We start from the raw sequence: 24,851 nt of genomic DNA, 5'->3' as shown, positions 1-24,851 counted from the left end.
AGAACACAGCGCTCCAGAAGAATGGAATCTATGCCTACTGCCCACCCATCGTCCTATCCGCTGCTGCAGTCCATCGGCGAGCCGGCCGATCTGCGCCGTCTGCCCCGTGGCGAGCTCAAGCCGCTGGCCGACGAACTGCGCAACTTCGTGCTGGAGAGCGTGTCCAGGACCGGCGGCCACCTGAGCTCCAACCTGGGCACCGTCGAACTCACGGTGGCGCTGCACTACGTCTTCAACACACCCGAGGACCGGCTGGTGTGGGACGTGGGCCACCAGACCTATCCGCACAAGATCCTCACCGGCCGGCGCGAGCGCATGGCCACGCTGCGCCAGCTCGGCGGGCTGTCGGGTTTCCCGATGCGCGCCGAAAGCCCCTTCGACGCCTTCGGTACCGCCCATTCGAGCACCTCGATCTCGGCCGCGCTGGGCATGGCCCTGGCGGCCAAGCAAAAGGGTGAGGACCGCCGCGCGGTGGCCATCATCGGCGACGGCGCAATGAGCGCGGGCATGGCCTTCGAGGCGCTGAACAACGCGGGCGTTTCCGACTGCAACCTGCTGGTGATCCTCAACGACAACGACATGAGCATCAGTCCGCCGGTGGGCGCGCTGAACCGCTACCTTGCGCAACTCATGAGCGGGCATTTCTACGCGGCCGCCAAGAATGTCGGCAAGCAGGTGCTCAAGGCCGCGCCGCCGCTGTTCGAACTGGCCAAGCGTTTCGAGCAGCATGCCAAGGGCATGGTCGTGCCGGCCACGCTGTTCGAACAGTTCGGCTTCAACTACATCGGCCCGATCGACGGGCACGATCTCGATTCCTTGATCCCTACCCTGGAGAACCTGAGGGACCTCACCGGCCCGCAGTTCCTGCACGTGGTCACGAAAAAAGGCCGCGGCTACGGGCGTGCCGAGGCCGATCCCGTGTCCTACCACGGCCCGGGCAAGTTCGATCCCGCGGTGGGCCTGCAGAAGGCCACGGCCGCCTCGGCGCCGACGTTTACCCAGGTGTTCGGCCAGTGGCTGTGCGACATGGCCGCGCAGGACACGCGTCTGGTGGGCATCACGCCGGCCATGCGCGAAGGCTCTGGCCTGGTCGAATTCGAGAAGCGGTTCCCCAGGCGCTACTACGACGTGGGCATCGCCGAGCAGCATGCGGTGACTTTCGCCGCGGGCCTGGCCTGCGAAGGGCTGAAGCCGGTGGTGGCGATCTATTCCACTTTCCTGCAGCGGGCCTATGACCAGTTGATCCACGACGTGGCGCTGCAGAACCTGCCGGTGGTGTTCGCGCTCGACCGGGCCGGCCTGGTCGGTGCCGATGGTGCGACCCATGCCGGGGCCTACGACATCCCGTTCCTGCGCTGCATCCCGAACATGAGCATCGCCTGCCCATCCGACGAGAACCAATGCCGGGGCCTGCTGAGTGCGGCGTATGCGCAGAACCACCCGGTGGCCGTGCGTTATCCGCGCGGGGCGGGGGCCGGTGTCGCCGTGCAGCCCGGTCTCGAAGCCTTGCCATTCGGCAAGGGCGAAATCCGCCGCGCGGCGGGCCTGGGTGGCAAGCCGCGCGAGCCGGGCAAGGGCATCGCCCTGCTGGCCTTCGGCACCTTGCTGCATCCGGCACTGGCCGTGGCCGAAAAGCTCGGTGCCACCGTCGCCGACATGCGCTGGGCCAAGCCGCTCGATCTCGAGTTGCTGCTGCAGGTGGCCGCCGATCACGAGGCGTTGGTGACGCTGGAGGACGGTGCGGTCATGGGCGGCGCGGGCAGTGCGGTGCTCGAAGCGCTGCAGGCCGCGGCCATCCTGAAACCCGTGCTTCAGCTGGGCCTGCCCGACCGGTTCATCGAACACGGCGATCCCGTGAAACTCATGGCGATGCAGGGACTCGACGCCGCCGGCATCGAGAAGTCCATCCAGGAACGGTTTCCGGCGCTGGTCGAAAAAGCGCAGGCTGCTCTGAAATTGGTAGCATAAAAACGGGGCGATTTCTGGGGTGGCGAGCGGTCTTTTTGCGGGGGAAAACCCCAGCGGTCGAGCACGCTACGGTTCTTACAATTCGTCGGACAACCAGCCGGTCGTCTCTTCAAAAGAGGGACGGCCTTTTTCATTCAGCTCTTGGGAGAAACTCCATGGATCGTCGTTCCCTCATCAAGCACTCCGGCATCGCGGGTGTGATCGCTGCCGGCATCGCCCCGGCCGTGCACGCGCAGGCCGCCATTCGCTGGCGCCTGGCATCCAGTTTTCCTAAGTCGCTCGACACCATCTACGGCGGCGCGGAAGTGTTTGCCAAGGCGGTGAAGGCGATGTCCGGTGGCAAGTTCGAAATCTCGGTGCACGCGGGCGGCGAATTGATGCCTCCGTTCGGTGTCGTCGACGGCGTGCAGAACGGCACGGTCGAGATGTGCCACACCGTGCCCTACTACTTCTATGGCAAGAACCCCGCGTTCGCGCTGGGTTCCGCCGTGCCGTTCGGCCTGAACGCGCGCCAGATGACGGCCTGGATGACGCACGGCAACGGCCGCAAGCTCATGAACGAGTTCTACGCGGGCTACAACATGCTCAGTTTCGCCGGCGGCAACACGGGCACGCAGATGGGCGGCTGGTTCCGCAAGGAAATCAAGTCCATCGCCGACTTCAAGGGCCTGAAGATGCGCCTGGGTGGCGGTCTGGTGGGCGAGGTCATGCAGAAGCTCGGCGCGGTGCCGCAAAGCATTCCCGGCGGCGAAATCTACCAGGCGCTGGAAAAAGGCACGATCGATGCTGCGGAATGGGTCGGCCCTTACGACGACCAGAAGCTCGGCTTCAACAAGGTGGCGCCCTTCTACTACTACCCTGGCTGGTGGGAGGGTGGCCCCGAGGTCGACTTCTACATCAACCAGAAGGCATTCGACGGCCTGTCGGCCGAAAACAAGGCCATCGTCGAGGCCGCGTCGGCCCAGGCCAGCATCGACATGCTGGCCAAGTACGACGCACTCAACCCCACGGCCCTGAAGCAGCTGGTGGCGGCCAAGACCAAGGTCCTGCCGTTCTCGCAAGCCGTGCTCGAGGCCTCGTTCAAGGCGTCGATGGAGGTGTTCGCCGAAAACGACGCCAAGAGCCCGGAATGGAAAAAGATCTACGCCGACCTGCGGACCTTCCAGCGAGACCAGGTGCTGTGGTTCCGTTTTGCCGAAAGCCGTTTCGACGCTTTCATGGCAACGCAGAAGCTGTAAGCCGCGAAAAGGGCGGCTCTGGCGGCCGCCGTGGTGCTTTCTTGGCCAGTCCTCCTTCGGGAGGATTTTTTTTGCGTGTGTGTTTTGGCTGGCGCAAAAAAAGGCCCTGCGGCATCTGCGGCAGGGCCTTCGTTGCTGCGGCGCCTTTGACGTGCGCCTGTTGTCGGGTCTATTTCTTCTCGGTCGCCATCGAGTCCTGCAGGGCCTTCATCGGATCGTCCTCGGACTTGCTCTCCGGTGTGGCCGCACCTTCCGTGCCGGATGCGCCGCCTTCGGGTGTCGGCGCGGGTGCGTCGATGCTCGGTGCCGGCATGTCGGCCTCCATCTCGCGCTGCACTTTGTCGAGGTCGTAGACGACATTCTTGTCGAGGCCGCTGGAGACGATGCCGGGGAAGGCGATGATCAGGCCCACCATCACGATCTGGATCAGCACGAAGGGCACCGCGCCCCAGTAGATCTGCATGGTGGTCACGGGCTGGATCAGCTTCTTGGTCACCCGATCGGTGTAGGCCTTGTCGGGTGCCACGCTGCGCAGGTAGAACAGCGCGAAGCCGAAAGGCGGATGCATGAACGAGGTTTGCATGTTGACGGCCAGCAGCACCCCGAACCAGATCAGGTCGATGCCCAACTTCTGGGCCACGGGTGCCAGCAGCGGCACCACGATGAACGACAGCTCGAAGAAATCGAGGAAGAAGGCAAGGAAGAAGATCAGCACGTTGACCACGATCAGGAAACCGAGCTGGCCGCCCGGCAGGCTGCCCAGCAGGTGTTCCACCCAGCGCGGCCCGTCCACGCCCTGGAACACCAGACTGAAGACGGTGGAGCCGATCAGGATGAACACCACGAAGCAGGACAGCTTGGTGGTGGTATTGAGCGCCTGCTTGAGCAGCGAGAAGCTGAGACGGCCGCGGGCCATGGCCATCAGGAAGGCGCCCAGTGCACCCATGGCACCGCCTTCGGTCGGCGTGGCGATGCCCAGGAAGATCGTGCCCAGCACCAGGAAGATCAGCAGCAGCGGAGGGATCAGCACGAAGGTCACGCGTTCGGCCATGCGCGACAGCAGGCCCAGGCGGGTGACTTTGTTGATGAGCGCCAGCACCAGGGCCAGCATGACGCCGGCGCACATCGAAACCACGATGGTCTCGTCGGTCGCGACGGTCGCGACCGTCTCGCCCTTCCACCAGCTCAATACGTCGGCGTAGTGTTCACCGAAATAAACGGCCACGGCCGTGGAGGCGATGGTCAGCAGCAGCAGCGAGAGCAGGCCACCCTTGCCGTTGTCTTCGCGGATCGTGCGCGCCTCCGGCGGTAGCGCGGGCACCCAGGTGGGCTTGAAGATGGCCAGCAGCACCACGTAGCCCAGGTAGAAGCCCGTGAGGATGAATCCGGGGAGGAAGGCGCCTTTGTACATCTCGCCGACGCTGCGGCCGAGCTGGTCGGCCAGGATGATGAGCACCAGCGATGGCGGGATGATCTGCGCCAGCGTGCCCGAGGCGGCGATCACCCCCGAGGCCAGGCGCCGGTCGTAGCCGTAGCGCAGCATGATCGGCAGCGAGATCAGGCCCATCGAGATCACCGATGCCGCCACCACCCCGGTGGTCGCGGCCAGCAGCGCGCCCACCAGGATCACCGCCAGCGCCAGGCCGCCGCGGATGGGGCCGAACAACTGGCCGATGGTGTCCAGCAGGTCTTCGGCCATGCCGCTGCGCTCCAGGATCAGCCCCATCAAGGTGAAGAACGGGATCGCCAGCAGCGTGTCGTTCTGCATGATGCCGAAGATGCGCAACGGCAACGCCTGCAGCAGGGCCTCGGGCAGCAGCCCGAGCTCGACACCGATGAACCCGAAGAACAGGCCGCAGGCACCCAGGCTGAACGCCACCGGGAAGCCCATCAACAGGAAAACGATCAAGCCCGCGAACATGATCGGGGCCAGGTTGTGTGTCAGAAATTCCATGTCGGCTCCCTGTCAGTCGGCTTTGGCGGCTTTGGCTTCGGCCAGCCGAGCGATCGCTTCGGCCAGTTCTTCCTCTGCCGTCTTCTCCACCTTCTTGAGCGTGGGGTCCTCGATCAGGCCCATCAGGAAGGCAATCCGCTTGATCAGTTCCGACAGGCCCTGCAGCAGCAGCAGTCCGAAGCCCAGCGGGATCATGGCGTAGACAGGCCAGCGCACCAGCCCGCCGGCGTTGGACGACATCTCGCCCGAGGCATAACCCTTGAGGAAGAACGGAATGCCGTAGTACAGGATCACCAGGCACAGCGGGGTGAGAAACAAGGTGAAGCCGACGACGTCGAGCCAGATCTGCCCGCGCTTGGAGAAGCGGCTGGCCACCACGTCGATCCGCACATGTTCGCCTTTGAGCAGCGTGAACCCGGCCGCCAGCAGGAAGGCCGCCGCGAACAGGTACCACTGGATTTCAAGGTAGGCGTTGGAGCTCATGTTGAAGACCTTGCGGACCACGGCGTTGACGCCGCTGATCACGGTGGATGCGAGGATCAACCAGATCACGTATTTGCCGATCTGGGCGTTCAGCCAGTCCACGGCATTGGAGAACTTCAGTAATGCGCGCATTGAGTCGGTCCCGTGTAGTTCGAAAAGTAAGCGCCACGTCAGCAAAGACGGGCTCCAGATACAAAAACACGCAGCACATGCGCTGAAGGCCGTGCTGCGTGTCGTTCTGCCGAGCCGGAATTGTAGGGCGCAGGTTCGGGCCTGACCCGCGTCATCCACAAGGGAAAACCCGTGGCAGGGCGGGTTCCCTGGCCGGCGTGCCGGTGGTGCGGACATGGATGAATAATGCGGGGCATGTCCTCGCTCTTTTCCGCCGCACCGGCTGCCATCGATTCGCCCGACATGCGTCGGGCCGGCCGCGATCTGTTGTCGCTGGCGCTGATGGACGCGCGCAACCACACCCTGCACCTGCTTGACCAGTTCGAGTCGAAGGGACCGAAGGCGGCCGACGACGTGCCCGCCGCGGGCCCCGAGCCACGCTGGCTGGCCGGACATGTCGGCTGGATGGCCGAGGCCTGGCTGGGCCGCAACACGCAGCGCGCGCTGGGTACGGACTGCCCGGCGCAGCCCACGCGGCTGGGCTCGATCGAGCCGCATGCCGACCGCTGGTGGAACCCGGACCAGATGCCGCCATCAGGCGACGACTCCGGCGCTCCCAGCCTGGCCACCACCAAGAGCTTTCTGCTGGAGACGCTCGAGAGCACGCTGGAGTTGCTCGAGCGAACGCCGGACCAGGACCAGGCCCTTTACTTCTACCGCCTCGCGCTGTTCCACGAAGACCTGCGCGGCGAACAGCTCATCACCCTGGCCCAGGCGCGCGGCGTGCCGCTGTCGATCGCACTGCCCACCGGCGCGCATCTGCGCGAGCCCCTGCTGCTGCCGGCCACCCGGTGGCGCCTGGGGTCGGAGCCCGGCGGCTTTGTTTTCGACAACGAGAAGTGGGCACACGCCGAATCCTTGGCCGAATGCGAGATCGACGCCCAGCCGGTGACCTGGGCGCAGTATGTGGAGTTTGTCGACGATGGCGGCTATGACCGTCAGGCCCTGTGGCATCCCGAGGGCTGGGCCTGGCTGCAGGCGCAGGACGAGCGCGAAGGGCGGCGCGGCCCCCGCTATGTGGAGCACATCGGCGTGGCCAGCGGCGCGGTGATGCAGACGCGCTTTGGCGGCTCCGTCCGGCTGGCCGGCAACCAGCCGGCGATGCACATGAGCTGGTGGGAGGCCGACGCCTGGTGCCGCTGGGCCGGGCGCCGTCTGCCCAGCGAAGCCGAATGGGAGATGGCGGCAAGCACCGCCGTGCGCCGGGGTTTCCGCTGGGGCGAGGTCCATGAATGGACGGCCAGCCGCTTCCAGCCCTGGGATGGCTTCAGCGCCGATCCGTGGATCGGCTACTCCGTGCCGTGGTTCGGCCGGGCACGGGTGCTGCGGGGTGCCTCCTTTGCCACGCGGGCGCGCATGAAGCATCCCAAATTCCGCGGCTTCGCGCTGCCCGGCGACGACGTGCGTTTCGTCGGCTTCCGTTCATGCGCGCTGTGAGCGGCTGTCCGGCTCAGGGTTTCTCTGGATGATTTAGGATGGGCTCGGTGCCGCGCTGTCTTCCTTCGCGGCTACCGGCCCGTCGGCATGCCGTCCCGAATGCCTTTTTGTTTTGAGTCCGCCATGTCCGAACCGCAGTTGCACCATGTCTTTTGCCCAGGCGCCAGCGCCAAGAACGGGGCCGCCGGCCGCGAGGGCGGCCCGCTCGGGCATCGGATGGCGTACTGGCAGTGGGGCGACGCGCACAACCCGCATGTGATCGTCTGCGTGCACGGCCTGACGCGCCAGGGCCGCGATTTCGACGTACTGGCCGGCGCCCTGAGCCGGCATGCCCGCGTGATCTGCCCGGACGTGGTGGGACGCGGCCACAGCGACTGGCTGCAGGACGGCGGTGGCTACCAGATCCCCGTCTACGCCGGCGACATGCTCGCCCTGCTGGCCGAGTTGCACCGGCAGTCGCCGATTCGCACGCTCGACTGGGTCGGCACGAGCATGGGGGGGTTGATCGGACTGGCGGTGGCCGGAACGCCCGGTCTGCCTCTGCCTGCGCCGGTGCGCCGTCTGGTGCTCAACGACGTCGGGCCCGCGCTCGAACTCGCCGCGCTGCAGCGCATCGGCGGCTATGTCGGCCAGACCGGCCGATTCGACAATCTGCAGCAGGCCGCCGACGCGATGTGGGCGATCTCGAAGGGCTTCGGTCCGCACACGCCGGCGCAGTGGATTGCGCTTTCGCGCCACATGGTGCGCCCGCTGCACCAGCCCGGCGGCACGCCCTTCGATCCACTGGCCGAGGTCGACGGCCCGTTGACATTGCACTACGACCCGGCCATCGGCGACACCTTCCGCGATGTGACCGAGGAGGCCACCGCGCAGGGCGAGAAGGCGCTTTGGCAACTCTACGACCATGTCGGCGCGCAGACGTTGTTGCTGCGCGGTGCCCAGTCCGACCTGCTGTCGGCGAGCACGGCGTACGCCATGGCGCAGCGCGGGCCGAGAGCCCGGCTCGTTGAGTTCGACGGTGTGGGCCATGCGCCCACGCTGGTGGCCGACGAACAGGTGGCCGCAGTCACCGCCTTCCTGGTGGACGGACCGCCCGCCGATCTTTCCTGAACGCGGCATGAAGCATTCGCTCACGCCCAACCCGGACACGCAGCAGACCGCACTTTCCGTCGAACCCGCGGCCGGGCTGATCGTCGCCGCCGCCGGCCAGCAGGGGCCCGAGCTCGCGCTGGCGCGGGCGCGCGGCTTCGCCGAACCGCTCATCGCCAACGAGACCCTCGACTCCGGCGAGAACACGCTCGCTCATGCCGACGCGGTGGCCGCGATCCTGCGCGACGTCGGCGGTTCCGAGGCCATGCAGGCCGCGAGTTACCTGGTGCATGCCTGCGTGCACCTGAACAAGCCGCGCGAAGTCATCGCCAAGGCCTTCGGGGAAAACTTCGCCGCGCTGGCCGTGGAGACCACGCAACTCATGCGGGTGCAGCGCCTGTCGCGCGGCGCGGCGCATTCGGCGCACCTGGTGGACGACCCGGCGGTGCAGACCGAGACCGTGCGCAAGATGCTGCTGGCGTTTTCGCGCGACCTGCGCGTCGTCATGCTGCGGCTGGCGTCGCGGCTGCAGACGCTGCGTTTCCATGCGGCCAGCAAGACGCCGGTGGCGCCGCACTTGGCGCGCGAGTCGCTGCAGGTGTTCGCGCCGCTGGCCAACCGGCTCGGCATCTGGCAGATCAAATGGGAGATGGAAGACCTGTCCTTCCGCTTCCTCGAGCCCGACACCTACAAGCAGGTGGCCAGGCTGCTGGACTCGAAACGCGTGGAGCGCGAGGCCGGCATCGCACAGTTGCGCAGCACGCTCGAGGCCGAACTGAACGCGCAGGGCATCCGCGCCACGGTGCAGGGCCGGCCAAAACACATCTACAGCATCGTCAAGAAGATGCGTGGCAAGTCACTCGATTTCGACCAGGTGTTCGACATCCGCGCGCTGCGCGTGGTGGTGCCCACGGTACCGGACTGCTATGCCGTGCTGGGTTGGGTGCATACGCAGTTCGCGCCGGTGGACAACGAATTCGACGACTACATCGCCAAGCCCAAGGCCAACGGCTACCAGTCGCTGCACACCGTGGTGCGGCCGCGCGTGGCCGGCTCGAACCTGGGCGAGGGCCTGCCGATCGAGATCCAGATCCGGACCCAGGCCATGCACGACCATGCCGAACACGGCGTGGCGGCGCACTGGGCGTACAAGGAGGCCGGTGCCAAGGGTTATGCGGGGGTGTCGGCCAGTGGCGAATACGACACCAAGATCGCCGTGCTGCGCCAGCTGCTGGCCTGGGAGCGTGACCTGTCGGGCAGCCTGCAGCCGCGCGGCGAACTGCATGACGCGGGGCCCGACAAGGGCCACGACATGCTGAGCGACCGCATCTATGTGCTCACGCCGGATGCGGCCGTGGTCGAGTTGCCCGCAGGTGCCACGCCGGTCGACTTTGCCTACAGCGTGCACACCAGCCTGGGTCATCGGTGCCGCGGTGCCAAGGTCGATGGCGCCATGGTGCCGCTGAACACGCCCCTGCAGAACGGCCAGACCGTGGAGATCACCGCCGCCAAGGAGGGCGGGCCGTCGCGCGACTGGCTCAACACCGAACTCGGTTATCTGGTGAGCCACCGCGCGCGGGCCAAGGCCCGTGCCTGGTTCAACGCCATGGCTTTGCATACCACCGTGGCGCGCGGTCGTGAAGCGGTGGAAAAACTGCTCCAGCGCGAGGGCAAGACGGCCATGAAACTCGACGACCTGGCCGCGCAGCTCGGTTTCAAGACGGCCGACGATCTGTTCGAAGTGGTCGGCAAGGACGAGTTCTCGTTGCGCGCCATCGAGACCGTGCTGCGTCCGCCCGAGCCGGTGTTGCCGCCGGACGAGCAACTGTTGATCAGGAAATCGCGCAACACCGAGAAAACGCCGAAGGGCGGCGTGCTGGTGGTCGGCGTCGAATCGCTGATGACGCAGCTTGCCAAATGCTGCAAGCCGGCGCCGCCGGACCCGATCATCGGCTTCGTGACGCGTGGCAAGGGCGTGAGCATCCACCGTACCGATTGCAGCAACTTCCGCGAGATGTCGGCGCGCAACGGCGAACGCATCATCGATGTCGAGTGGGGCGCGGGCAAGCAGGCCGCCGGTGCGGTGTATCCGGTGGACGTGTCAGTGGAGGCGGCGGACCGCCAGGGCCTGCTGCGCGACATCTCCGAAGTCTTCGCGAAGGAAAAGATGAATGTCATCGGCGTGCAGACACAGAGCGTCAAGTCCACGGCCTGGATGACCTTTACCGTCGAGGTGGCCGACGCGGCGCGCCTGACCAAGGTGCTCGGCGTGGTGGCCGAAGTGCAGGGCGTGCGCTCGGCGCGGCGACGCTGAAAATTCACAATCCTTCGAGAAGCGAAAAAACTCTGCTAGAATTCGAGGCTGATCAGTTGCCTACCCAGGCAACTCTTCTTTAGGCGCGTAGCTCAGTGGTAGAGCATCTCTTTGACGTGGAGAGGGTCGGGGATTCGATCTCCTCCGCGCCTACCAAATTGTCGAACTGAACAAAGCCCCTTTCTGTCATGGAAAGGGGCTTTTTCTTTGTGGAGGTTCCATGCCGCTGCATTTCCAGAATGGCAAAGCCGTCGAAAAACTCGTGCCTGCTTCCACCAAGACCGTGAAGGTCATGGGGCCGCAGGCGGTGCCCGAGGCGACGCTGCACGAAGTATTGGCGCATCTGGCGGCGCTCGGTGTTTTCCAGCGCCTGCCGGCGCCGGCGGGTGCGCTGGCCGCCGATCTCTGGCAGGCTCTGGCGCACCTGGGCGATGCGTCCTGGCTCGCGGGCCATGCAGGCTTCGACAGGGATACGCAGGCCAATGCCCAGCGTTGGGTCGAGCGGTACGGTCGAGGGCTTGCCGTGCCGTCGCGCAACGACGTGCCGTCCTGAGCCGCACAGCCGACTGCCATCTCATCTCCAGGGTATTTCTCTACGCGCCTTGGCCGGGGTTTTTCTAGAATGCTGCAGTGCAGTAAAGTGCTGACACACCATCCAGAAGGAACGCAGTGCCAAGTCAAGCCCCCGCCAGCGAAAAGAAGCCGGCGCACCGTGTCATCAAGAAGTACCCCAACCGGCGCCTCTACGACACCGATACCTCCACCTACATCACCCTGGCCGAGGTCAAGAAGTTGGTGATGGAGCGCGCGCCCGTGCAGGTGCGCGACGCCAAGACGGGCGAGGACCTGACGCGCGCGATCCTGCTGCAGATCATCCTGGAAGAAGAGGCCGGCGGCGCGCCGATGTTCACCGAGCAGGCGCTGGCCAACATCATCCGCTTCTACGGCAATACCATGCAGAGTTTCCTCGGGCCCTATCTCGAGAAGAACGTGCAGACCTTCATGGACCTGCAAAGCAAGATGGGTGAGCAGGCCAAGGGCCTGTCTCCCGAAGCCTGGGCCAACTTGCTCAAGCTACAGTCGCCGGTGATGCAGGGCATGATGGGCAGCTATGTCGAGCAATCGAAGAACATCTTCGTGCAGATGCAGGAACAGATGCAGAAGCAGACCGAGCAGATGCTCGGCACGTTCGGCCTGAAACCTTAGGCTCGCGGGGCGCCGGGCACGCCTCAGCCGCCTCCGCCAGGCGGGTGTTTCCGAATGTGAAACGGTGACTTCGCCGCCGTGAGGATTCTCTTGCCGAGCCCGCCGTGCCACAGTTGCTTCTCCGCAGCCCACACCGGGTTGAGCCACGAAGGAGCCTTCATGTCACACGCTTTCGCCGATATCGCCTTCACCCCATCCGTCAAGGCCGCACAACAGCGGGACGGCAGCCGTGCGGGTTATGCGCGCAACTTCGAGGGAAGCGCAGAGGTCTCCAATGACCGGCTCGGCGAGGACGAGGCGGACTTCATCGAGGCGCAACGCAGCTTCTATATCGCAAGCGTGTCCGAAACCGGCTGGCCCTATGTGCAGCATCGTGGCGGCCCGGTCGGTTTCCTGAAGGTGCTGGACCCGAAAACCCTGGCGTTCGCCGACTATGCAGGCAATCGGCAGATGATCAGCGTCGGGAACCTGGCCGTCAACGACCGTGTCGCGCTCATCCTGGTCGACTACACCCAGCGCACGCGGCTGAAGCTGCTGGGTCGGCTGAGGCAACACGCGTTGAGCCCGGAAGACCCGCTGTCCGAAAGGCTGCTGACACCCGGCTACCGCGCCCGTGCACAGCGCGCCTTCGTGATCACGGTCGAAGCCTTCGACTGGAACTGCCCGCAGCACATCCCGCAGCGCTTCGAGGCCGAGGCCGTGCAGCAGGCGCTGGCCGAACGCGATGCCCGCATCGCCGAGCTGGAAGCGCAATTGCAATCGGCGCGCGCCGGCTGATGGCTCAGCGCAGCGCCGGATGGGCGCGCAAGGTCTCCACGGCCAGGTCGATGAAGCCGCGCACCTTCTGCGTCGCGCGCCGCCCCTCGCGGTGCACCACGTGGATGGGCAAGGCGGCCATCTCGAAGGGCGCCAACACGGCCTGAAGGCGGCCCTGGCGCAGGTGTTCGTCCACCTGGTAGCTGAGCAGCTGCGCGATGCCGAAACCGGCCACGGCTGCGGCGATCGCCGAATCGTTGCTGTTCGTGCGCATGCGTGCCCGGAGGTGCCGAGTGGTGATCTTGCCGTCCTCGACGAACTGCCAGTCGATCGTCGGCGAGTTGCCGCCCCGGGCGACCAGGGTGTGCTGCTCCAAATCCCTGGGATGCGCGGGCGTGCCGCGGGTGCGCAGATAAGCAGGGGAGGCCACGAGCACCCCGCGCACGCGCCCGACCCTGGTCGCCTGCATCGAAGAGTTCGGTAGTTCGGCGATGCGGATGGCCACGTCCACACCCTCTTCGTCGAGATTGACGATGCGGTCGACGAACAGGCACTGGGCGTCCACCTCCGGGCAGCGCTGGAGGTAGTCGACCAGCAACGGCATCACATACAGCTGGCCGAACAACACCGGCGCCGTCAACACCAGGGTACCGCGCGCGGCCGCATGGGTGCCGCTGGCGGCCACCTCGGCTTCGTCGATCTCGCCCAGGATGCGCCGGCAATCCTCGGCAAAGCGGGCCCCCGCCTCGGTCACCCGCACGAAGCGGGTGGTGCGCGTGAGCAGTCGCAACCCCAGGCGCTCTTCCAGTTCGGCGACGGCGCGGGTGACCACCGGGGGCGACATCCCGAGTCTGCGTGCGGCGCTGGCGAACCCGCCGCAATCCACCACGGTCACGAAAGCGTTCATCGCCTGCAGCCGGTCCATGCCATTTCTCCCGTTGATCCCCGGCGGGGTGGTTCGTATTCCATCGGACGCGAGGGTCTCGTTGCGCTGCACCAGCGCTGGATTTTCCGCCTCGCCTACAATACCGGCCCCAGCCCATCCGCCAGGTCGCCCTGCGAAACCCAAATGAAATCAGATACTTACGGCGCAGTCGCGACTCCGGAACCCGCCAAAATCCCCAAAGTCGGCTTCGTCAGCCTCGGTTGTCCCAAGGCCTTGACGGATTCCGAACTGATCCTCACGCAACTCAGCGCCGAAGGCTACCAGACGTCGAAGACCTTCGAAGGCGCCGATCTGGTGATCGTCAACACCTGCGGCTTCATCGACGATGCGGTCAAGGAGAGCCTGGACACCATTGGTGAAGCGCTGGCCGCCAACGGCCGGGTCATCGTCACCGGCTGTCTCGGCGCCAAGTCCGGCGGCGGCGGTGGCAACCTGGTGCGCGAGATGCATCCGAGCGTGCTGGCCGTCACCGGCCCGCATGCCACGCAGGAAGTCATGGACGCGGTGCATCAGAACCTGCCCAAGCCGCACGATCCGTTCCTCGACCTGGTGCCCAACGCCTTCGGCAGCGCCGGCGTCAAGCTCACGCCGAAGCACTATGCCTACCTGAAGATCAGCGAAGGCTGCAACCACCGCTGCACGTTCTGCATCATCCCGTCGATGCGTGGCGACCTGGTGTCGCGGCCGATCGGCGACGTGCTGAACGACGCGCGCGCGCTGTTCGAAGGCGGCGTGAAGGAGTTGCTGGTGATCAGCCAGGACACCTCGGCCTACGGTGTCGACGTCAAGTACCGCACCGGTTTCTGGGACGGCAAGCCGGTGAAGACCCGCATGCTCGAGCTGGTGCAGACGCTCGGCGAAATCGCCAGGCCGTACGGCGCCTGGGTGCGGCTGCACTACGTCTATCCGTATCCGAGCGTGGACGAGATCATCCCGCTGATGGCTACCGGCAGCGTGTTGCCTTACCTGGACGTGCCGCTGCAGCACAGCCACCCGGACGTGCTCCGGCGCATGAAGCGCCCGGCCAGCGGCGAGAAGAACCTTGAGCGCATCCAGCGCTGGCGCGAGGCCTGCCCCGAACTGGTGATCCGCAGCACCTTCATCGCCGGTTTCCCCGGCGAGACGGAGGACGAATTCACCCACCTGCTCGACTTCATGCGCGAGGCGCAGATCGACCGTGCCGGCTGCTTCGCCTACAGCCCGGTGGCGGGCGCCGCGGCCAACGAGATTCCCGGCATGCTGCCATTCGAACTGCGCGAAGAACGCCGCGCGCGTTTCATGGCCGTGGCCGAGGAAGTCTCGGCCGCCAAGCTGCAAAGGCGCGTGGGCGCCACCATGCAGGTGCTGGTGGATTCGGCACCGGGCCTGGGCCGCAAGGGTGGGGTGGGGCGCAGTTACGCGGATGCGCCCGAGATCGACGGCGTAGTCAAGCTGTTGCCGCCGGAGAAGATCAGCAAGACGATGAAGGCGGGGGAATTCACGAAGGCACGCATCGTCGGCACGCAGGGGCATGATCTGGTGGCGCTGCCGATCTGACCAAGACCGTGGGCATGAAGTTTTCTTCGCGCCCACGGCAACGCTGGATTTTGTCTGTCCCTGAAAACGGGCAAAAAAAAGCCGCTGAATCATCAGCGGCTTTTTCTTTTCGAGATAAGGTGTGGTGCCCAGAACTGGACTCGAACCAGCACGCCTTGCGGCGCTGCGACCTGAACACAGTGCGTCTACCAATTTCGCCATCTGGGCCCACGAGTTAGAGTATAACATATCAAAACCGGCCTCTTGGACTCGGCAGCAAAAAGTTGGTGGTCCAATCGCGTTTTCGTTTCATCCCACCCATTTCATCCAACCCCGTGGCCCGGAGGGGCGCACGCAGAAGAAAGAACATCTATCAAAACGATCAGCCAAACCAGTGGTCTGCTGGACGAAATCGAAGGAACCATCCAGGGTCACCGTGACGGGCACGGATTCGTACTCCGCGACGACGGCGAATCCGACATCTATCTCCCCTCGAACGAAATGCGTGCGGTGCTGCACAAGGACCGCGTCAAGGTCCGCATCGTGCGCAGCGACCGCAAGGGCCGGCCCGAAGGCCGCGTCGTCGAGATCGTCGAGCGACCGCCCCAGCCCATCATCGGCCGCCTGCTGCAGGAAAGCGGGATATGGCTCGTCGCCCCCGAGGACAAGCGCTACGGCCAGGACGTGTTGATCCCCAAGGGCGCGACCGGCACGGCCAAGCCCGGCCAGGTGGTCGTGGTCGAGCTCACCGAGCCGCCGGCGTTGTTCGGCCAGCCCGTGGGTCGCGTCAAGGAGGTGCTCGGCGAGGTCGACGACCCCGGCATGGAAATCGAGATCGCGGTGCGCAAATACGACGTGCCGCACATCTTCTCCGACGCCTGCATCGCGCTCTCGCGCACGCTGCCCGACAAGGTGCGGCCGCAGGACAAGAAGAACCGTGTCGACCTCACCGACGTGCCGCTGGTCACCATCGACGGCGAAGACGCGCGCGACTTCGACGATGCCGTGTACTGCGAGCCGGCCAAGGTCGGCCGCGGCAAGGGCTGGCGCCTGCTGGTGGCCATCGCCGACGTGAGCCACTACGTGGAGAACGGTTCGGCCATCGACATCGACGCCTACGACCGCGCCACCAGCGTGTACTTCCCGCGCCGCGTGATCCCGATGCTGCCGGAGAAGCTCTCCAATGGCCTGTGTTCGCTGAACCCCGACGTGGAGCGCCTGTGCATGGTCTGCGACATGCTGGTCAATGCCAAGGGCGAGGTGCATGCCTACCAGTTCTATCCGGCGGTGATGTTCAGCCACGCACGCTTCACCTACAACGAAGTGGCGGCCATCCTCGGCAACACACGTGGCCCCGAAGCCGTGCGCCGCAAGGAGCGGGTACAGGATCTGCTGAACCTCTCCGACGTGTACCGCGCGCTGCTGCTGTCCCGCCAGGCTCGCGGCGCGGTGGATTTCGAGACCACCGAGACGCAGATCGTCTGCGACGAGTCGGGCCGCATCGAGAAGATCATCCCGCGCACGCGCAACGAGGCGCACAAGCTCATCGAGGAGGCCATGCTGGCCGCCAACGTGTGCAGCGCCGACTACATCGCCCAGAGCAAGCAACCCGGCCTGTTCCGTGTGCACGAAGGCCCCACGCCCGAGAAGATCGAGGTGCTGCGCAACTACCTGAAGGCCACCGGTGTGGGCATGACGATCAGCGACGATCCCAAGCCCGGCGAGTTCCAGGCCATCGCCAACGCCACCAAGGATCGGCCCGACGCCCAGCAGATCCACTCGATGCTGTTGCGTTCCATGCAGCAGGCGATCTACACGCCGAGCAACAGCGGCCATTTCGGCCTGGCGTTCGAGGCCTACACGCACTTCACCAGCCCGATCCGGCGTTATCCCGACCTGCTGGTGCACCGCGTGATCAAGGCCATCCTGGCGCACCGCAAGTACCAGTTGCCGGTGCTGCCGATCCCGGGCGAGGCGCATGCCAAGCTGGCCAAGCGACTGCAGAAGAACAGCAGTTCGCGGCTGAACGGCAAGGTGGCCGATCCGGACCAGAAGATCAAGAAGCTCAGCCCCGAGACGCTGGCCTGGCAGGCCGCCGGCCTGCATTGCAGCGCCAACGAACGCCGTGCCGACGAGGCCAGCCGCGATGTCGAGGCCTGGCTCAAGTGCAAGTACATGCGCGAGCACCTGGGCGAGGAATACGGCGGCGTGGTCACCTCGGCCACCAGCTTCGGCATCTTCGTCACGCTCGATGCCATGTACGTCGAAGGCCTGGTGCACATCACCGAACTCGGCGGCGAATACTTCAAGTTCGACGAGGCGCGCCAGGAACTGCGCGGCGAGCGCACCGGCATCCGCTACGCCATCGGCACGCGCGTGCAGGTGCAGGTCAGCCGCGTCGACCTCGACGGCCGCAAGATCGACTTCCGGCTCATCCGCGAAGGCGAGGAACTGATGGCACGGGCCATGAAGGACAAGGGCCTGCCCCGGGAAGGGCGCGAGGGGCGTGAAAGCCGCGACGGCTCCTCGCGCGGCCACGCCGACGGTTTCGCCTCCAAGTCGGCTGGCAAGCGCGGCGGCGGGCGCAATGCCTCTTCTTCGTCGGTGGTGGCGCAGGAGCGCAGCCCGGCGGCCCAGCCCGCCAAATCGGCTGGTCGCAAAGCCACGGCGCAGAAGAAGAGCCGCAACCGGCGGTAGGATGGCAGCGGTTACCAACATGCAGGCGGGTTCCGCGCACCGGTGCGCGGCCAGCCGTTCGTCCACCCAAGAGGAGATACCGAAGAAATGAGTTCAAGCAACAAAGTCGCGATCGTCACCGGTGCGGGCTCCGGCGTAGGCCGAGCGGCGGCACTGGCCCTGCTGAAGGACGGCTACAGCGTGGTGCTGGCCGGGCGCAGGCTCGAGCCGCTCGAGCAGGTCGTCGCCGAGTCCGGCGCTGGCGCGCGCGGCAAGGCGATTTCCACCGACGTGGCCGATCCGGCATCGGTGCAGGCGCTGTTCGAAGGGGCGGTCAAGGCCTTCGGCCGGGTCGACGTGCTGTTCAACAACGCCGGTGTCAACGCGCCTGGCATCCTGCTCGAAGACCTGACGGTCGAGCAGTGGAAGAACGTGGTCGACATCAACCTCAATGGCATGTTCTATTGCATCCAGCAGGCCTTCCGCACGATGAAGGCGCAGAGCCCGCGCGGTGGGCGCATCATCAACAACGGCTCGATCTCGGCCCATGCGCCGCGGCCCAATTCGATCGCGTACACGGCCACGAAACACGCTGTGCAGGGCCTGACGAAGACCGCCGCGCTCGACGGCCGCAAGTACGACATCGCCGTGGGTCAGATCGACATCGGCAACGCCGCGACGGAGATGGCCATGCGCATGGCCAAAGGTGTGCCGCAGGCCAATGGCGAAATCGCCATCGAGCCGCTGATGGACGTGAACATCGTCGGCCAGTCGGTGTTGTACATGGCGAATCTGCCGCTCGAGGCCAACGTGCTGTTCCACACCGTGATGGCCACGAAGATGCCGTTTGTCGGCCGCGGCTGATCTCTCGTTTTCGCACCGTCAGGTGCTGCATCAAAGGCTGGTGAACTTCGGTTCGCCAGCCTTTTTTCATGGTTTGATCCCGGCTAAAAATATATGATTCAGCAAAAATCAAAATTTAATATATAGTTTAGCCATGGCAAATTTGAGCATCGGCGCCGATCCATCCGAGGGCAACAAGACCGAAGCGGCCTACCGGCGGCTGCGCCAGGCCATCCTCGGCGCGCAGTTGCCGCCCGGGGCCGCACTGCGCCCCGCCGCGCTGCAGGCGGCCTACGGCATGGGCTGGACGCCGCTGCGCGAAGCCTTGTCGAGGCTCGAGGCCGAGCGGCTCGTCACCACCGAATACAACCGTGGTTTTGCCGTGGCGCCGGTGTCGCTCGCCGAACTCGAGGACCTGACACGTGCGCGCCGCGCGCTGGAGGCGCCGCTGCTGGCCGAGTCCATCACCCATGGCGACAAGGCCTGGGAGGACGGCCTGATCCTGGCCCATTACCGCCTGCACAGCGGCACACTGCCGGCCACCGGCTGGAGCGACGAGGCGATCAACCAATGGCTCGACCTCCACCAGGCGTTTCATATGGCACTGCTCGGCGGCGGCCGCAGCATCTGGCTCATGCATTTCTACCGCCAGACCATGGAGCAGGAACGCCGGCACCACCGCGTGCTGATGATCGTGCCGCTGCTGCGTGAAGAAGCCAGCGCTCCCGGCGAAACCAGCCCTGCGATGGCCGCACTGCGCGATGCCATCACCACCGACCACCACACGGCGCTGATGCAGGCCGCACTCGCACGCGACCTGCCGCGCGCCAGCGCCCTGATGGCCGAACACGTGAACTACAAAAGCCAGGTGTTCGCGTCCTCGCAGCCGGCCGAGACCGTTTCCAAACCAGCGTCCGCGCCGCCGCGCCGCCGGGGCCGGCCGTCCAAACCAGTCGCTTCCTGAATTTTCACTTCGCCATCACCCCACCATGCACACGCTCCAGACCTGCCAAGAACTCGATGCCGCCGACACACTGGCCCCGCTGCGCCAGCAGTTTTCCCTTCCCGAAGGCGTCATCTACCTCGATGGCAATTCCCTCGGCGTGTTGCCGACTGCGGCGAGCGCCCGTGTTGCTGAAGTCGTGAGCCAGGAATGGGGCCAGGGTCTGATCCGCTCGTGGAACAGCGCCGGCTGGTTCGAACTACCCCGGCGCCTGGGTGACAAGATCGCGCGGCTCATCGGCGCCCGGCCGGGCGAAGTGGTCGCCACCGACAGCACCTCGATCAACCTGTACAAGGTGCTCAGCGCCGCGCTGAACATCGCCGCCGAGGATGCGCCCGCGCGCAAGCGCATCGTCAGCGAGCGCAGCAATTTCCCGACCGACCTGTACATCGCCGAAGGCCTGTGCCGCGAGCGCGGCTACACGCTGCAACTGGTGGAGCCCGAAGACATCGCCGCGGCGCTGACCGCCGACGTCGCGGTGCTGATGCTCACGCACGTGAACTACCGCACCGGCGCCATGCACGACATGGCCGCGGTGACGCGCGCCGCGCACGCGGCCGGCATCCTCACCGTCTGGGACCTGGCGCACAGCGCGGGCGCGGTGCCGGTCGACCTGAACGGCGCCCGGGCCGACTTCTCCATCGGCTGCGGCTACAAGTACCTCAACGGCGGGCCCGGCGCGCCGGCCTTCGTGTGGGTCAACCCGCGGCACGCCGACCGTTTCTGGCAGCCGCTGTCGGGCTGGTGGGGCCATGCGAATCCGTTTGCGTTCACGCCCGACTACCAACCCGCGCCCGGCATCGGCCGCTACCTGTGCGGCACCCAGCCCATCATCAACCTGGCGGTGCTGGAATGTGGGCTGGACACCGTGCTCGCCGCCGAGCCGCTGGGGGGCATGACCGCTCTGCGCACCAAGTCGCTGGCGCTGACCGACCTGTTCATCGCGCTCGTGGAACAGCGCTGTGGCGGCTATGGCCTGGGCCTGGCCACGCCGCGCGAACATGCGGCGCGCGGCTCGCAGGTCTGCCTGACCCGGGACGAGGGCGCCTTTGCCATCGTGCAGGCGCTGATCGCGCGCGGCGTGATCGGCGACTTCCGCGCGGGGGACGGCGGCCTGGGCCGGCACAAGGACATCCTGCGTTTCGGCCTGACGCCGCTGTACATCGGATTCGAAGACGTCTGGCACGCCGTCGAGCACCTGCGCCAAGTGCTCGAATCGGGCGAATGGCAGAAGCCCGAATTCAACCAGAAACACGCAGTGACCTGAGCCATGCTCAGCTGGGAAGCACTCGACGCCATGCCGCTGCCGGCGCCCGCGCCTCGCGCCGCCTACGGTCCGGCGCCGCAACAGTTCGGAGAACTGCGACTGCCTCAAGTCCCCGGCCCGCATCCGGTGATCGTGCTCATCCACGGCGGCTGTTGGCGCAACCGCTACGACCTGGTCTACATCACGCGCCTGGCCGCCTGGCTCACGGCGCAGGGCTGGGCCACCTGGACCATCGAGTACCGCCGGCTCGGCGATGCGGGCGGCGGCTGGCCCGGCACGCTGCGCGACGCGGGTGCGGCGCTCGATCATCTGCGCCGCCTCGCGCCGGCGGCGGGGCTGGACCTCGGCCGTGTCATCGTCGCCGGACATTCCGCTGGCGGCCATCTGGCCTTGTGGCTCGCGAGCCGCGCCCGACTGGCGCCGTCGAGCCCGCTGTACGCCGCCGATCCGCTGCCTGTGGCCGGCGTGCTCGGCCTGGCCGCGATCACAGATCTCGACGGCTTTCGCTTCGGCCCGGCCGACAGCTGCCATGGCGCGGTGGAGCCTCTGATGCAGGGCGGTCCGGCCGAGGTCCCGCAGCATTACGCCGATGCTTCTCCGCTGCGCCGCCTGCCGCTGGGCGTGCCGCAGGCCCTGCTGCAGGGCGAGGAAGACGACACCGTCTCAGCCGATGCGGTGCGGGACTACGCCCAGGCCGCCGCGCGCGCGGGCGATGCGGTGCGGCTCTGGGCTCTCCCGGACGCGGGCCATTTCGATGTCGCGGTAGCGGTCCAGGCCAGCGAGGCGGCGCTGCGCGAGGCCTTGACCTGGCTTCGGGTCGCCTGAGGGCGCGGCCCCCGGGCTCGCCATGCCCAGCGGAGCAGGGTCGGTTTTCTTGACCAAGAGCTGGCTATCATGCGCGGCACACAAAGAACCGTTTTGAAGAGATTGAGATGTTCAACTATTCTTGATCAAAGAAACCGTAAGTGAAGCATTTCAAATCGTCGTCGTCCTTGAGCGAGCCAGACGTCACCGAGCAATTGCGTGACGGCATCGTGAGCGGGCTGTTCGCCCCGCACAGCCCGCTGCGCATTGATGCGCTGGCCACGCAGTTCGGCGTGTCGCACATGCCCGTTCGCGAGGCCCTGCGCCGCCTCGAGGCCGAAGGCCTGGTCACCACCGAGCCGAATCGGGGCGCACGGGCGGCCGAGGTCACACCGGACTTCGTGGCCAACATCCTCGATCTGTTCACCTTCGTCGAGGCCTACGTCACGCGCCGCGCGGCCGAACGCGCCACCTCCGCCCAACTCTCCGAACTGCAGGCCATCCAGGCGCGTTACGAGGCTGCCGCCGAGCGGCAGGATGCGACCGCCTCGCTATGGACTAACCGCGAATTCCACGGTGCGATCCACGCGATGGCCGGCCACAGCGACGGCAGCCTGATCCTGGATCGCCACTGGCGCCTGATCGGTGCCTTGTGGCGCACCGACGGCCACCAGGTGCAAAACTTCACCCACGTGATCGCCGACCACCGGCAGATCTTGGCCGCGTTGATCGAACACGACAGCGACGGCGCGGCGGCACTGGCTGCGGCGCATGCGACTCGCGCCAAGCAGATTCTGCTGGCCCGCATGCGCGAAAACCGGGCCAGCCGCGCAGCCAGCGTGCGGGTCAAGGGTGAAGGCCCGGAGTCGGGTGTGGCGCTGCGGGCTGCGATGTTGAAGGCTCAGCTGGAGAGCTGAACCACGGCCTTGCCGAAGCCTTCGAAGCGGACCTCGACCTTGTCGCCGGGCCGCACCTTCTCGATGATCCAGGCGCCGGTGGTGACGAGGTCGCCCGCGCGCAGGCCACCCGTGTAGCGGGCCGCGTGTTCGGTCAGGCCCGGCATGCCGGACAGCGGGTCGCCGGTGGGATGCGTGCCCTTGGTTTCCTTGACCAGTTGGCCGTTGACCAGCAGCTGGCAGGGCTGGCGCGCCCAGTCTTCCAGCGTGTAGGCCGCGTAGGGCGCAAACGGCTGTTCGGCGCCGATCACCAGGCCGGCGTGCAGGCCCTGGTCGCAGAGCTTCCAGGCCGGCGGCGCGGTCAGGCCGCCGACGAGCCGGGTGCCGACGATCTCGATCGACACACAGACGGTGCCGATGCAGGCCGCCACGTCCTGCGGGCCGGTCGGCGTGCGGGCCAGGCGCAGCGCCAGTTCGGCTTCGATCACCACCTCGTCCGGGCCGGTCGTGGCCCAGGCCGCGGGGCTTTGCAGCACCTCGGGCAGGGCCGCCGCGCTGATCGGCCCCTTGCCGCCGACCTTCCAGGCCTTGGCGCCTTCGGGGAACCAGCCCAGGGCTTCGCCCACCGCGGCCTGGATGGCATAGGCATCCTCGGTGCTGGGCGTTTCGTCGAATGGCGCGGGCCATGGCTGGTTGCTGCGGCGGGCCTCGAGCAGGTGGTCGACGATGGCCTGGTTGCGCGCGGAAAGTGTCATGCGGGAACTCCGTGGTGAAGAGGGGTTGGAGGCTTATTTTCAGGCATGGTCAAGGGACGTGAAGCCGGGCGGCGAGCGCGCCTGCGGTCAGTGTGGTGTCGGCGGGCCAGCTGTCCGCCGCCAGGCCGTGCAGGTAGGCCGCGCTGCAGGCGGCACCGAAGGCTGTGTGCCCCGCCGCCAGCAGCGCGCCGGTGAAGCCGGCCAGCACGTCGCCGGTGCCGGCCGTGGCCAGCAGGGCATTGCCGGTGGAATTGATCACGGGCGGCGCATCGGGTGCGGCGATGACGCTGCCCGAACCCTTGAGCAGCACCACGCAGCCGAAACGTTCGGCCAGCCGTCGCGCCGCGTCGAGCCGATCGGCCTGCAGCGTCCCGGTGTCGATCCCGAGCAGCCGAGCGGCCTCCAGCGGATGCGGGGTCATCACGGTGAATTGGGCGCGATCGCCGCGGGCCCGTAGCTGGGTTTGCAGGGCCGCGTCCGCGGCGATGGCGTTCAGCGCATCGGCGTCGATCACCATGCGCGGCGCCTCGGCCAGCAGGCGCGGCAGTACCGCCGCCACGGCCTGGCCGCCGCCGCAGCCGCAGACCACGGTCTGCCGGGCTACATCGAGTGCCGACACGGCGCGCAGCATGAGTTCGGGATGCGTCGCGCCCAGCGCTGCGGCGATGCCCGCGGCCGCGGGCCGGTCGTCGAGCAGGCCGACCAGCACCCGGCCTGCTCCGCCGTGCAGCGCGGCCGACGCGGCGAGCAGGGCCGCACCGGTCATGCCGGGCGCGCCGCCGACGATGGCCACGTCGCCATAGCTGCCCTTGTGGCTGGCGTGGGCCCTTGGCCGTGGGGCGGGAGGGCCGCCGAGGATGGCGGTGGCGGGCTCGGCGGCCACCACGCCGAGGGTGTCGAGCCAGACCTGGCCCGCGGCATCGCGGCCGCCAGCCGTGAACAGGCCGGGCTTGAGCGTGAGCAGGCTCAGCGTGTGACGGGCCTGCACGGTGGGCGACGCGGCCGCGCCGGTATCGGTGTTCAGGCCGGTTGGCAGATCGACGGCCAGCACCGGTGCCGGGCCGCTGTTCATGCGCGCGATCCACTCGGCCATGCGGCCCTCGGGCGCGCGGCGGCTGCCCAGGCCGAGCAGGGCATCGATGGCCAGGTCCTGTGTATCGAGACGGGGCGGGGCCTCGGCGGCCAGCACCACGCCAGCGCCACGTGCGCGCAGCAGGGACGCGCGGGCATCGGCCGGGGCGTGGGCCTCGTCGCCGAGCCAGGTCACCACCACCGCCTTGCCCCACTGGTGCAGGTGCAGCGCCGCTTCCAGCCCGTCACCGCCGTTGTTGCCGGGCCCGCAGGCGATCCAGATGCGGCCGGCGTTCGGTGCCAGCGCCAGTGCCAGGCGTGCCACGGCGAGGCCGGCGCGCTGCATCAGCGTGTGGGGTGGCAGCATGGACATGGCCGCCTGTTCGATGCGGCGCGTGGCGGCGGTGCCGAACAGGGGCTGGGCCGAAGTGGCGTCGATGCGTTGCATGGCCTATTGTG

20 protein-coding genes and 2 tRNA genes are annotated in these 24,851 nt (G+C 66.8%); 16 read left to right on the top strand and 6 right to left on the bottom strand.

Annotated elements, in window-relative coordinates; translation table 11 throughout:
- The first annotated feature begins 30 nt into the window (after nucleotides 1-30).
- A complete protein-coding gene (gene dxs, locus RD110_RS19930; RefSeq protein WP_076201403.1) occupies nucleotides 31-1,968 on the top strand; it encodes a 1-deoxy-D-xylulose-5-phosphate synthase in 1,938 nt (645 codons plus the stop codon).
- 155 nt (nucleotides 1,969-2,123) lie between these two features.
- Nucleotides 2,124-3,206 (top strand): TRAP transporter substrate-binding protein, encoded by a 1,083-nt coding sequence (locus tag RD110_RS19925; protein ID WP_076201401.1) that lies wholly within the window; start codon nucleotides 2,124-2,126, stop codon nucleotides 3,204-3,206.
- A 169-nt stretch (nucleotides 3,207-3,375) separates the two neighbouring features.
- On the opposite strand, the gene RD110_RS19920 is transcribed toward RD110_RS19925, so the two are convergent.
- Together RD110_RS19920 and RD110_RS19915 are read right to left on the bottom strand one after the other, a co-directional pair.
- Nucleotides 3,376-5,160 (bottom strand): TRAP transporter large permease, encoded by a 1,785-nt coding sequence (locus RD110_RS19920; protein ID WP_076201399.1) that lies wholly within the window; start codon nucleotides 5,158-5,160, stop codon nucleotides 3,376-3,378.
- A 12-nt stretch (nucleotides 5,161-5,172) separates the two neighbouring features.
- Nucleotides 5,173-5,775: a TRAP transporter small permease subunit gene (locus RD110_RS19915; protein ID WP_076201397.1), complete on the bottom strand. Its 603-nt coding sequence runs from the start codon at nucleotides 5,773-5,775 to the stop codon at nucleotides 5,173-5,175.
- A gap of 234 nt (nucleotides 5,776-6,009) precedes the next feature.
- Here RD110_RS19915 and RD110_RS19910 point away from each other — a divergent pair, with 234 nt between their 5' ends.
- The 7 genes from RD110_RS19910 (at nucleotide 6,010) to RD110_RS19880 (ending at nucleotide 12,637) form a co-directional block, all read left to right on the top strand.
- On the top strand, nucleotides 6,010-7,251 hold the full coding sequence (locus RD110_RS19910) for an SUMF1/EgtB/PvdO family nonheme iron enzyme (protein WP_239467076.1): 1,242 nt from the start codon (nucleotides 6,010-6,012) through the stop codon (nucleotides 7,249-7,251).
- A 123-nt stretch (nucleotides 7,252-7,374) separates the two neighbouring features.
- On the top strand, nucleotides 7,375-8,361 hold the full coding sequence (locus tag RD110_RS19905; RefSeq protein WP_076201393.1) for an alpha/beta fold hydrolase: 987 nt from the start codon (nucleotides 7,375-7,377) through the stop codon (nucleotides 8,359-8,361).
- A gap of 7 nt (nucleotides 8,362-8,368) precedes the next feature.
- Nucleotides 8,369-10,654 carry a RelA/SpoT family protein gene (locus RD110_RS19900; RefSeq protein ID WP_076201391.1) on the top strand — a complete coding sequence of 762 codons (2,286 nt, stop codon included), beginning with the start codon at nucleotides 8,369-8,371 and terminating at the stop codon, nucleotides 10,652-10,654.
- A gap of 81 nt (nucleotides 10,655-10,735) precedes the next feature.
- Nucleotides 10,736-10,810, top strand: a tRNA-Val gene (locus RD110_RS19895).
- Nucleotides 10,811-10,874: 64 nt separating this feature from the next.
- Nucleotides 10,875-11,207 carry a hypothetical protein gene (locus RD110_RS19890; RefSeq protein WP_076201389.1) on the top strand — a complete coding sequence of 111 codons (333 nt, stop codon included), beginning with the start codon at nucleotides 10,875-10,877 and terminating at the stop codon, nucleotides 11,205-11,207.
- A gap of 116 nt (nucleotides 11,208-11,323) precedes the next feature.
- Nucleotides 11,324-11,860, top strand: coding sequence for a polyhydroxyalkanoate synthesis repressor PhaR (gene phaR / locus RD110_RS19885; RefSeq protein WP_076201388.1), 537 nt, complete (start codon nucleotides 11,324-11,326; stop codon nucleotides 11,858-11,860).
- A 159-nt stretch (nucleotides 11,861-12,019) separates the two neighbouring features.
- A complete protein-coding gene (locus RD110_RS19880; protein ID WP_076205321.1) occupies nucleotides 12,020-12,637 on the top strand; it encodes a pyridoxamine 5'-phosphate oxidase family protein in 618 nt (205 codons plus the stop codon).
- Between the two features lie 4 nt (nucleotides 12,638-12,641).
- On the opposite strand, the gene RD110_RS19875 is transcribed toward RD110_RS19880, so the two are convergent.
- Entirely contained in the window at nucleotides 12,642-13,541 is a 900-nt protein-coding gene (locus RD110_RS19875) for a LysR family transcriptional regulator (protein WP_076201386.1), read from the bottom strand.
- A 144-nt stretch (nucleotides 13,542-13,685) separates the two neighbouring features.
- On the opposite strand from RD110_RS19875, the gene rimO reads away from it, so the two are divergent.
- Nucleotides 13,686-15,098 carry a 30S ribosomal protein S12 methylthiotransferase RimO gene (gene rimO / locus RD110_RS19870; RefSeq protein ID WP_076201384.1) on the top strand — a complete coding sequence of 471 codons (1,413 nt, stop codon included), beginning with the start codon at nucleotides 13,686-13,688 and terminating at the stop codon, nucleotides 15,096-15,098.
- Nucleotides 15,099-15,220: 122 nt separating this feature from the next.
- Here the strand turns inward: rimO and RD110_RS19865 are convergent.
- A tRNA-Leu gene (locus RD110_RS19865) sits at nucleotides 15,221-15,305 on the bottom strand.
- 171 nt (nucleotides 15,306-15,476) lie between these two features.
- Here RD110_RS19865 and rnr point away from each other — a divergent pair.
- The 6 genes from rnr to RD110_RS19835 all read left to right on the top strand — a co-directional run bounded on the left by rnr (nucleotide 15,477) and on the right by RD110_RS19835 (nucleotide 22,587).
- Nucleotides 15,477-17,774 carry a ribonuclease R gene (rnr, locus tag RD110_RS19860; protein ID WP_083686693.1) on the top strand — a complete coding sequence of 766 codons (2,298 nt, stop codon included), beginning with the start codon at nucleotides 15,477-15,479 and terminating at the stop codon, nucleotides 17,772-17,774.
- Between the two features lie 87 nt (nucleotides 17,775-17,861).
- Complete coding sequence (locus RD110_RS19855) at nucleotides 17,862-18,617, top strand: SDR family oxidoreductase (protein WP_076201382.1); 756 nt, start codon at nucleotides 17,862-17,864, stop codon at nucleotides 18,615-18,617.
- 133 nt (nucleotides 18,618-18,750) lie between these two features.
- Entirely contained in the window at nucleotides 18,751-19,560 is an 810-nt protein-coding gene (locus RD110_RS19850) for a GntR family transcriptional regulator (protein WP_076201381.1), read from the top strand.
- Between the two features lie 25 nt (nucleotides 19,561-19,585).
- Nucleotides 19,586-20,866, top strand: a complete 1,281-nt coding sequence (kynU, locus tag RD110_RS19845) for a kynureninase (RefSeq protein WP_076201379.1) — start codon at nucleotides 19,586-19,588, stop codon at nucleotides 20,864-20,866.
- A 3-nt stretch (nucleotides 20,867-20,869) separates the two neighbouring features.
- The gene (locus tag RD110_RS19840; protein WP_076201377.1) at nucleotides 20,870-21,691 is read left to right on the top strand and encodes an alpha/beta hydrolase family protein; all 822 of its coding nucleotides are present in this window, start codon (nucleotides 20,870-20,872) and stop codon (nucleotides 21,689-21,691) included.
- A gap of 140 nt (nucleotides 21,692-21,831) precedes the next feature.
- Nucleotides 21,832-22,587, top strand: a complete 756-nt coding sequence (locus RD110_RS19835; protein ID WP_083686371.1) for a GntR family transcriptional regulator — start codon at nucleotides 21,832-21,834, stop codon at nucleotides 22,585-22,587.
- Here RD110_RS19835 and RD110_RS19830 read toward each other — a convergent pair.
- Nucleotides 22,572-23,321 carry a fumarylacetoacetate hydrolase family protein gene (locus RD110_RS19830; RefSeq protein ID WP_076201367.1) on the bottom strand — a complete coding sequence of 250 codons (750 nt, stop codon included), beginning with the start codon at nucleotides 23,319-23,321 and terminating at the stop codon, nucleotides 22,572-22,574. The two genes, RD110_RS19835 and RD110_RS19830, sit on opposite strands and share 16 nt — an antisense overlap.
- 49 nt (nucleotides 23,322-23,370) lie before the next feature.
- Nucleotides 23,371-24,840 carry a bifunctional ADP-dependent NAD(P)H-hydrate dehydratase/NAD(P)H-hydrate epimerase gene (locus RD110_RS19825; RefSeq protein ID WP_076201366.1) on the bottom strand — a complete coding sequence of 490 codons (1,470 nt, stop codon included), beginning with the start codon at nucleotides 24,838-24,840 and terminating at the stop codon, nucleotides 23,371-23,373.
- Between the last annotated feature and the right edge of the window lie 11 nt (nucleotides 24,841-24,851).

It is taken from the genome of Rhodoferax koreense, from assembly GCF_001955695.1.
Taxonomy (GTDB): Bacteria; Pseudomonadota; Gammaproteobacteria; order Burkholderiales; family Burkholderiaceae_C; genus Rhodoferax_B; species Rhodoferax_B koreensis.
This window is presented reverse-complemented; position numbering and strand designations above follow the sequence as displayed.

Excerpts from the sequence above, each read along its gene's own strand:
- dxs (WP_076201403.1), top strand. The coding sequence starts at position 31 with ATGCCTACTGCCCACCCATCGTCCTATCCGCTGCTGCAGTCCATCGGC.
- RD110_RS19925 (WP_076201401.1), top strand. The coding sequence starts at position 2,124 with ATGGATCGTCGTTCCCTCATCAAGCACTCCGGCATCGCGGGTGTGATC.
- RD110_RS19920 (WP_076201399.1), bottom strand. The coding sequence starts at position 5,160 with ATGGAATTTCTGACACACAACCTGGCCCCGATCATGTTCGCGGGCTTG.
- RD110_RS19915 (WP_076201397.1), bottom strand. The coding sequence starts at position 5,775 with ATGCGCGCATTACTGAAGTTCTCCAATGCCGTGGACTGGCTGAACGCC.
- RD110_RS19910 (WP_239467076.1), top strand. The coding sequence starts at position 6,010 with ATGTCCTCGCTCTTTTCCGCCGCACCGGCTGCCATCGATTCGCCCGAC.
- RD110_RS19905 (WP_076201393.1), top strand. The coding sequence starts at position 7,375 with ATGTCCGAACCGCAGTTGCACCATGTCTTTTGCCCAGGCGCCAGCGCC.
- RD110_RS19900 (WP_076201391.1), top strand. The coding sequence starts at position 8,369 with ATGAAGCATTCGCTCACGCCCAACCCGGACACGCAGCAGACCGCACTT.
- RD110_RS19890 (WP_076201389.1), top strand. The coding sequence starts at position 10,875 with ATGCCGCTGCATTTCCAGAATGGCAAAGCCGTCGAAAAACTCGTGCCT.
- RD110_RS19880 (WP_076205321.1), top strand. The coding sequence starts at position 12,020 with ATGTCACACGCTTTCGCCGATATCGCCTTCACCCCATCCGTCAAGGCC.
- RD110_RS19875 (WP_076201386.1), bottom strand. The coding sequence starts at position 13,541 with ATGGACCGGCTGCAGGCGATGAACGCTTTCGTGACCGTGGTGGATTGC.
- rimO (WP_076201384.1), top strand. The coding sequence starts at position 13,686 with ATGAAATCAGATACTTACGGCGCAGTCGCGACTCCGGAACCCGCCAAA.
- RD110_RS19855 (WP_076201382.1), top strand. The coding sequence starts at position 17,862 with ATGAGTTCAAGCAACAAAGTCGCGATCGTCACCGGTGCGGGCTCCGGC.
- RD110_RS19850 (WP_076201381.1), top strand. The coding sequence starts at position 18,751 with ATGGCAAATTTGAGCATCGGCGCCGATCCATCCGAGGGCAACAAGACC.
- kynU (WP_076201379.1), top strand. The coding sequence starts at position 19,586 with ATGCACACGCTCCAGACCTGCCAAGAACTCGATGCCGCCGACACACTG.
- RD110_RS19840 (WP_076201377.1), top strand. The coding sequence starts at position 20,870 with ATGCTCAGCTGGGAAGCACTCGACGCCATGCCGCTGCCGGCGCCCGCG.
- RD110_RS19830 (WP_076201367.1), bottom strand. The coding sequence starts at position 23,321 with ATGACACTTTCCGCGCGCAACCAGGCCATCGTCGACCACCTGCTCGAG.
- RD110_RS19825 (WP_076201366.1), bottom strand. The coding sequence starts at position 24,840 with ATGCAACGCATCGACGCCACTTCGGCCCAGCCCCTGTTCGGCACCGCC.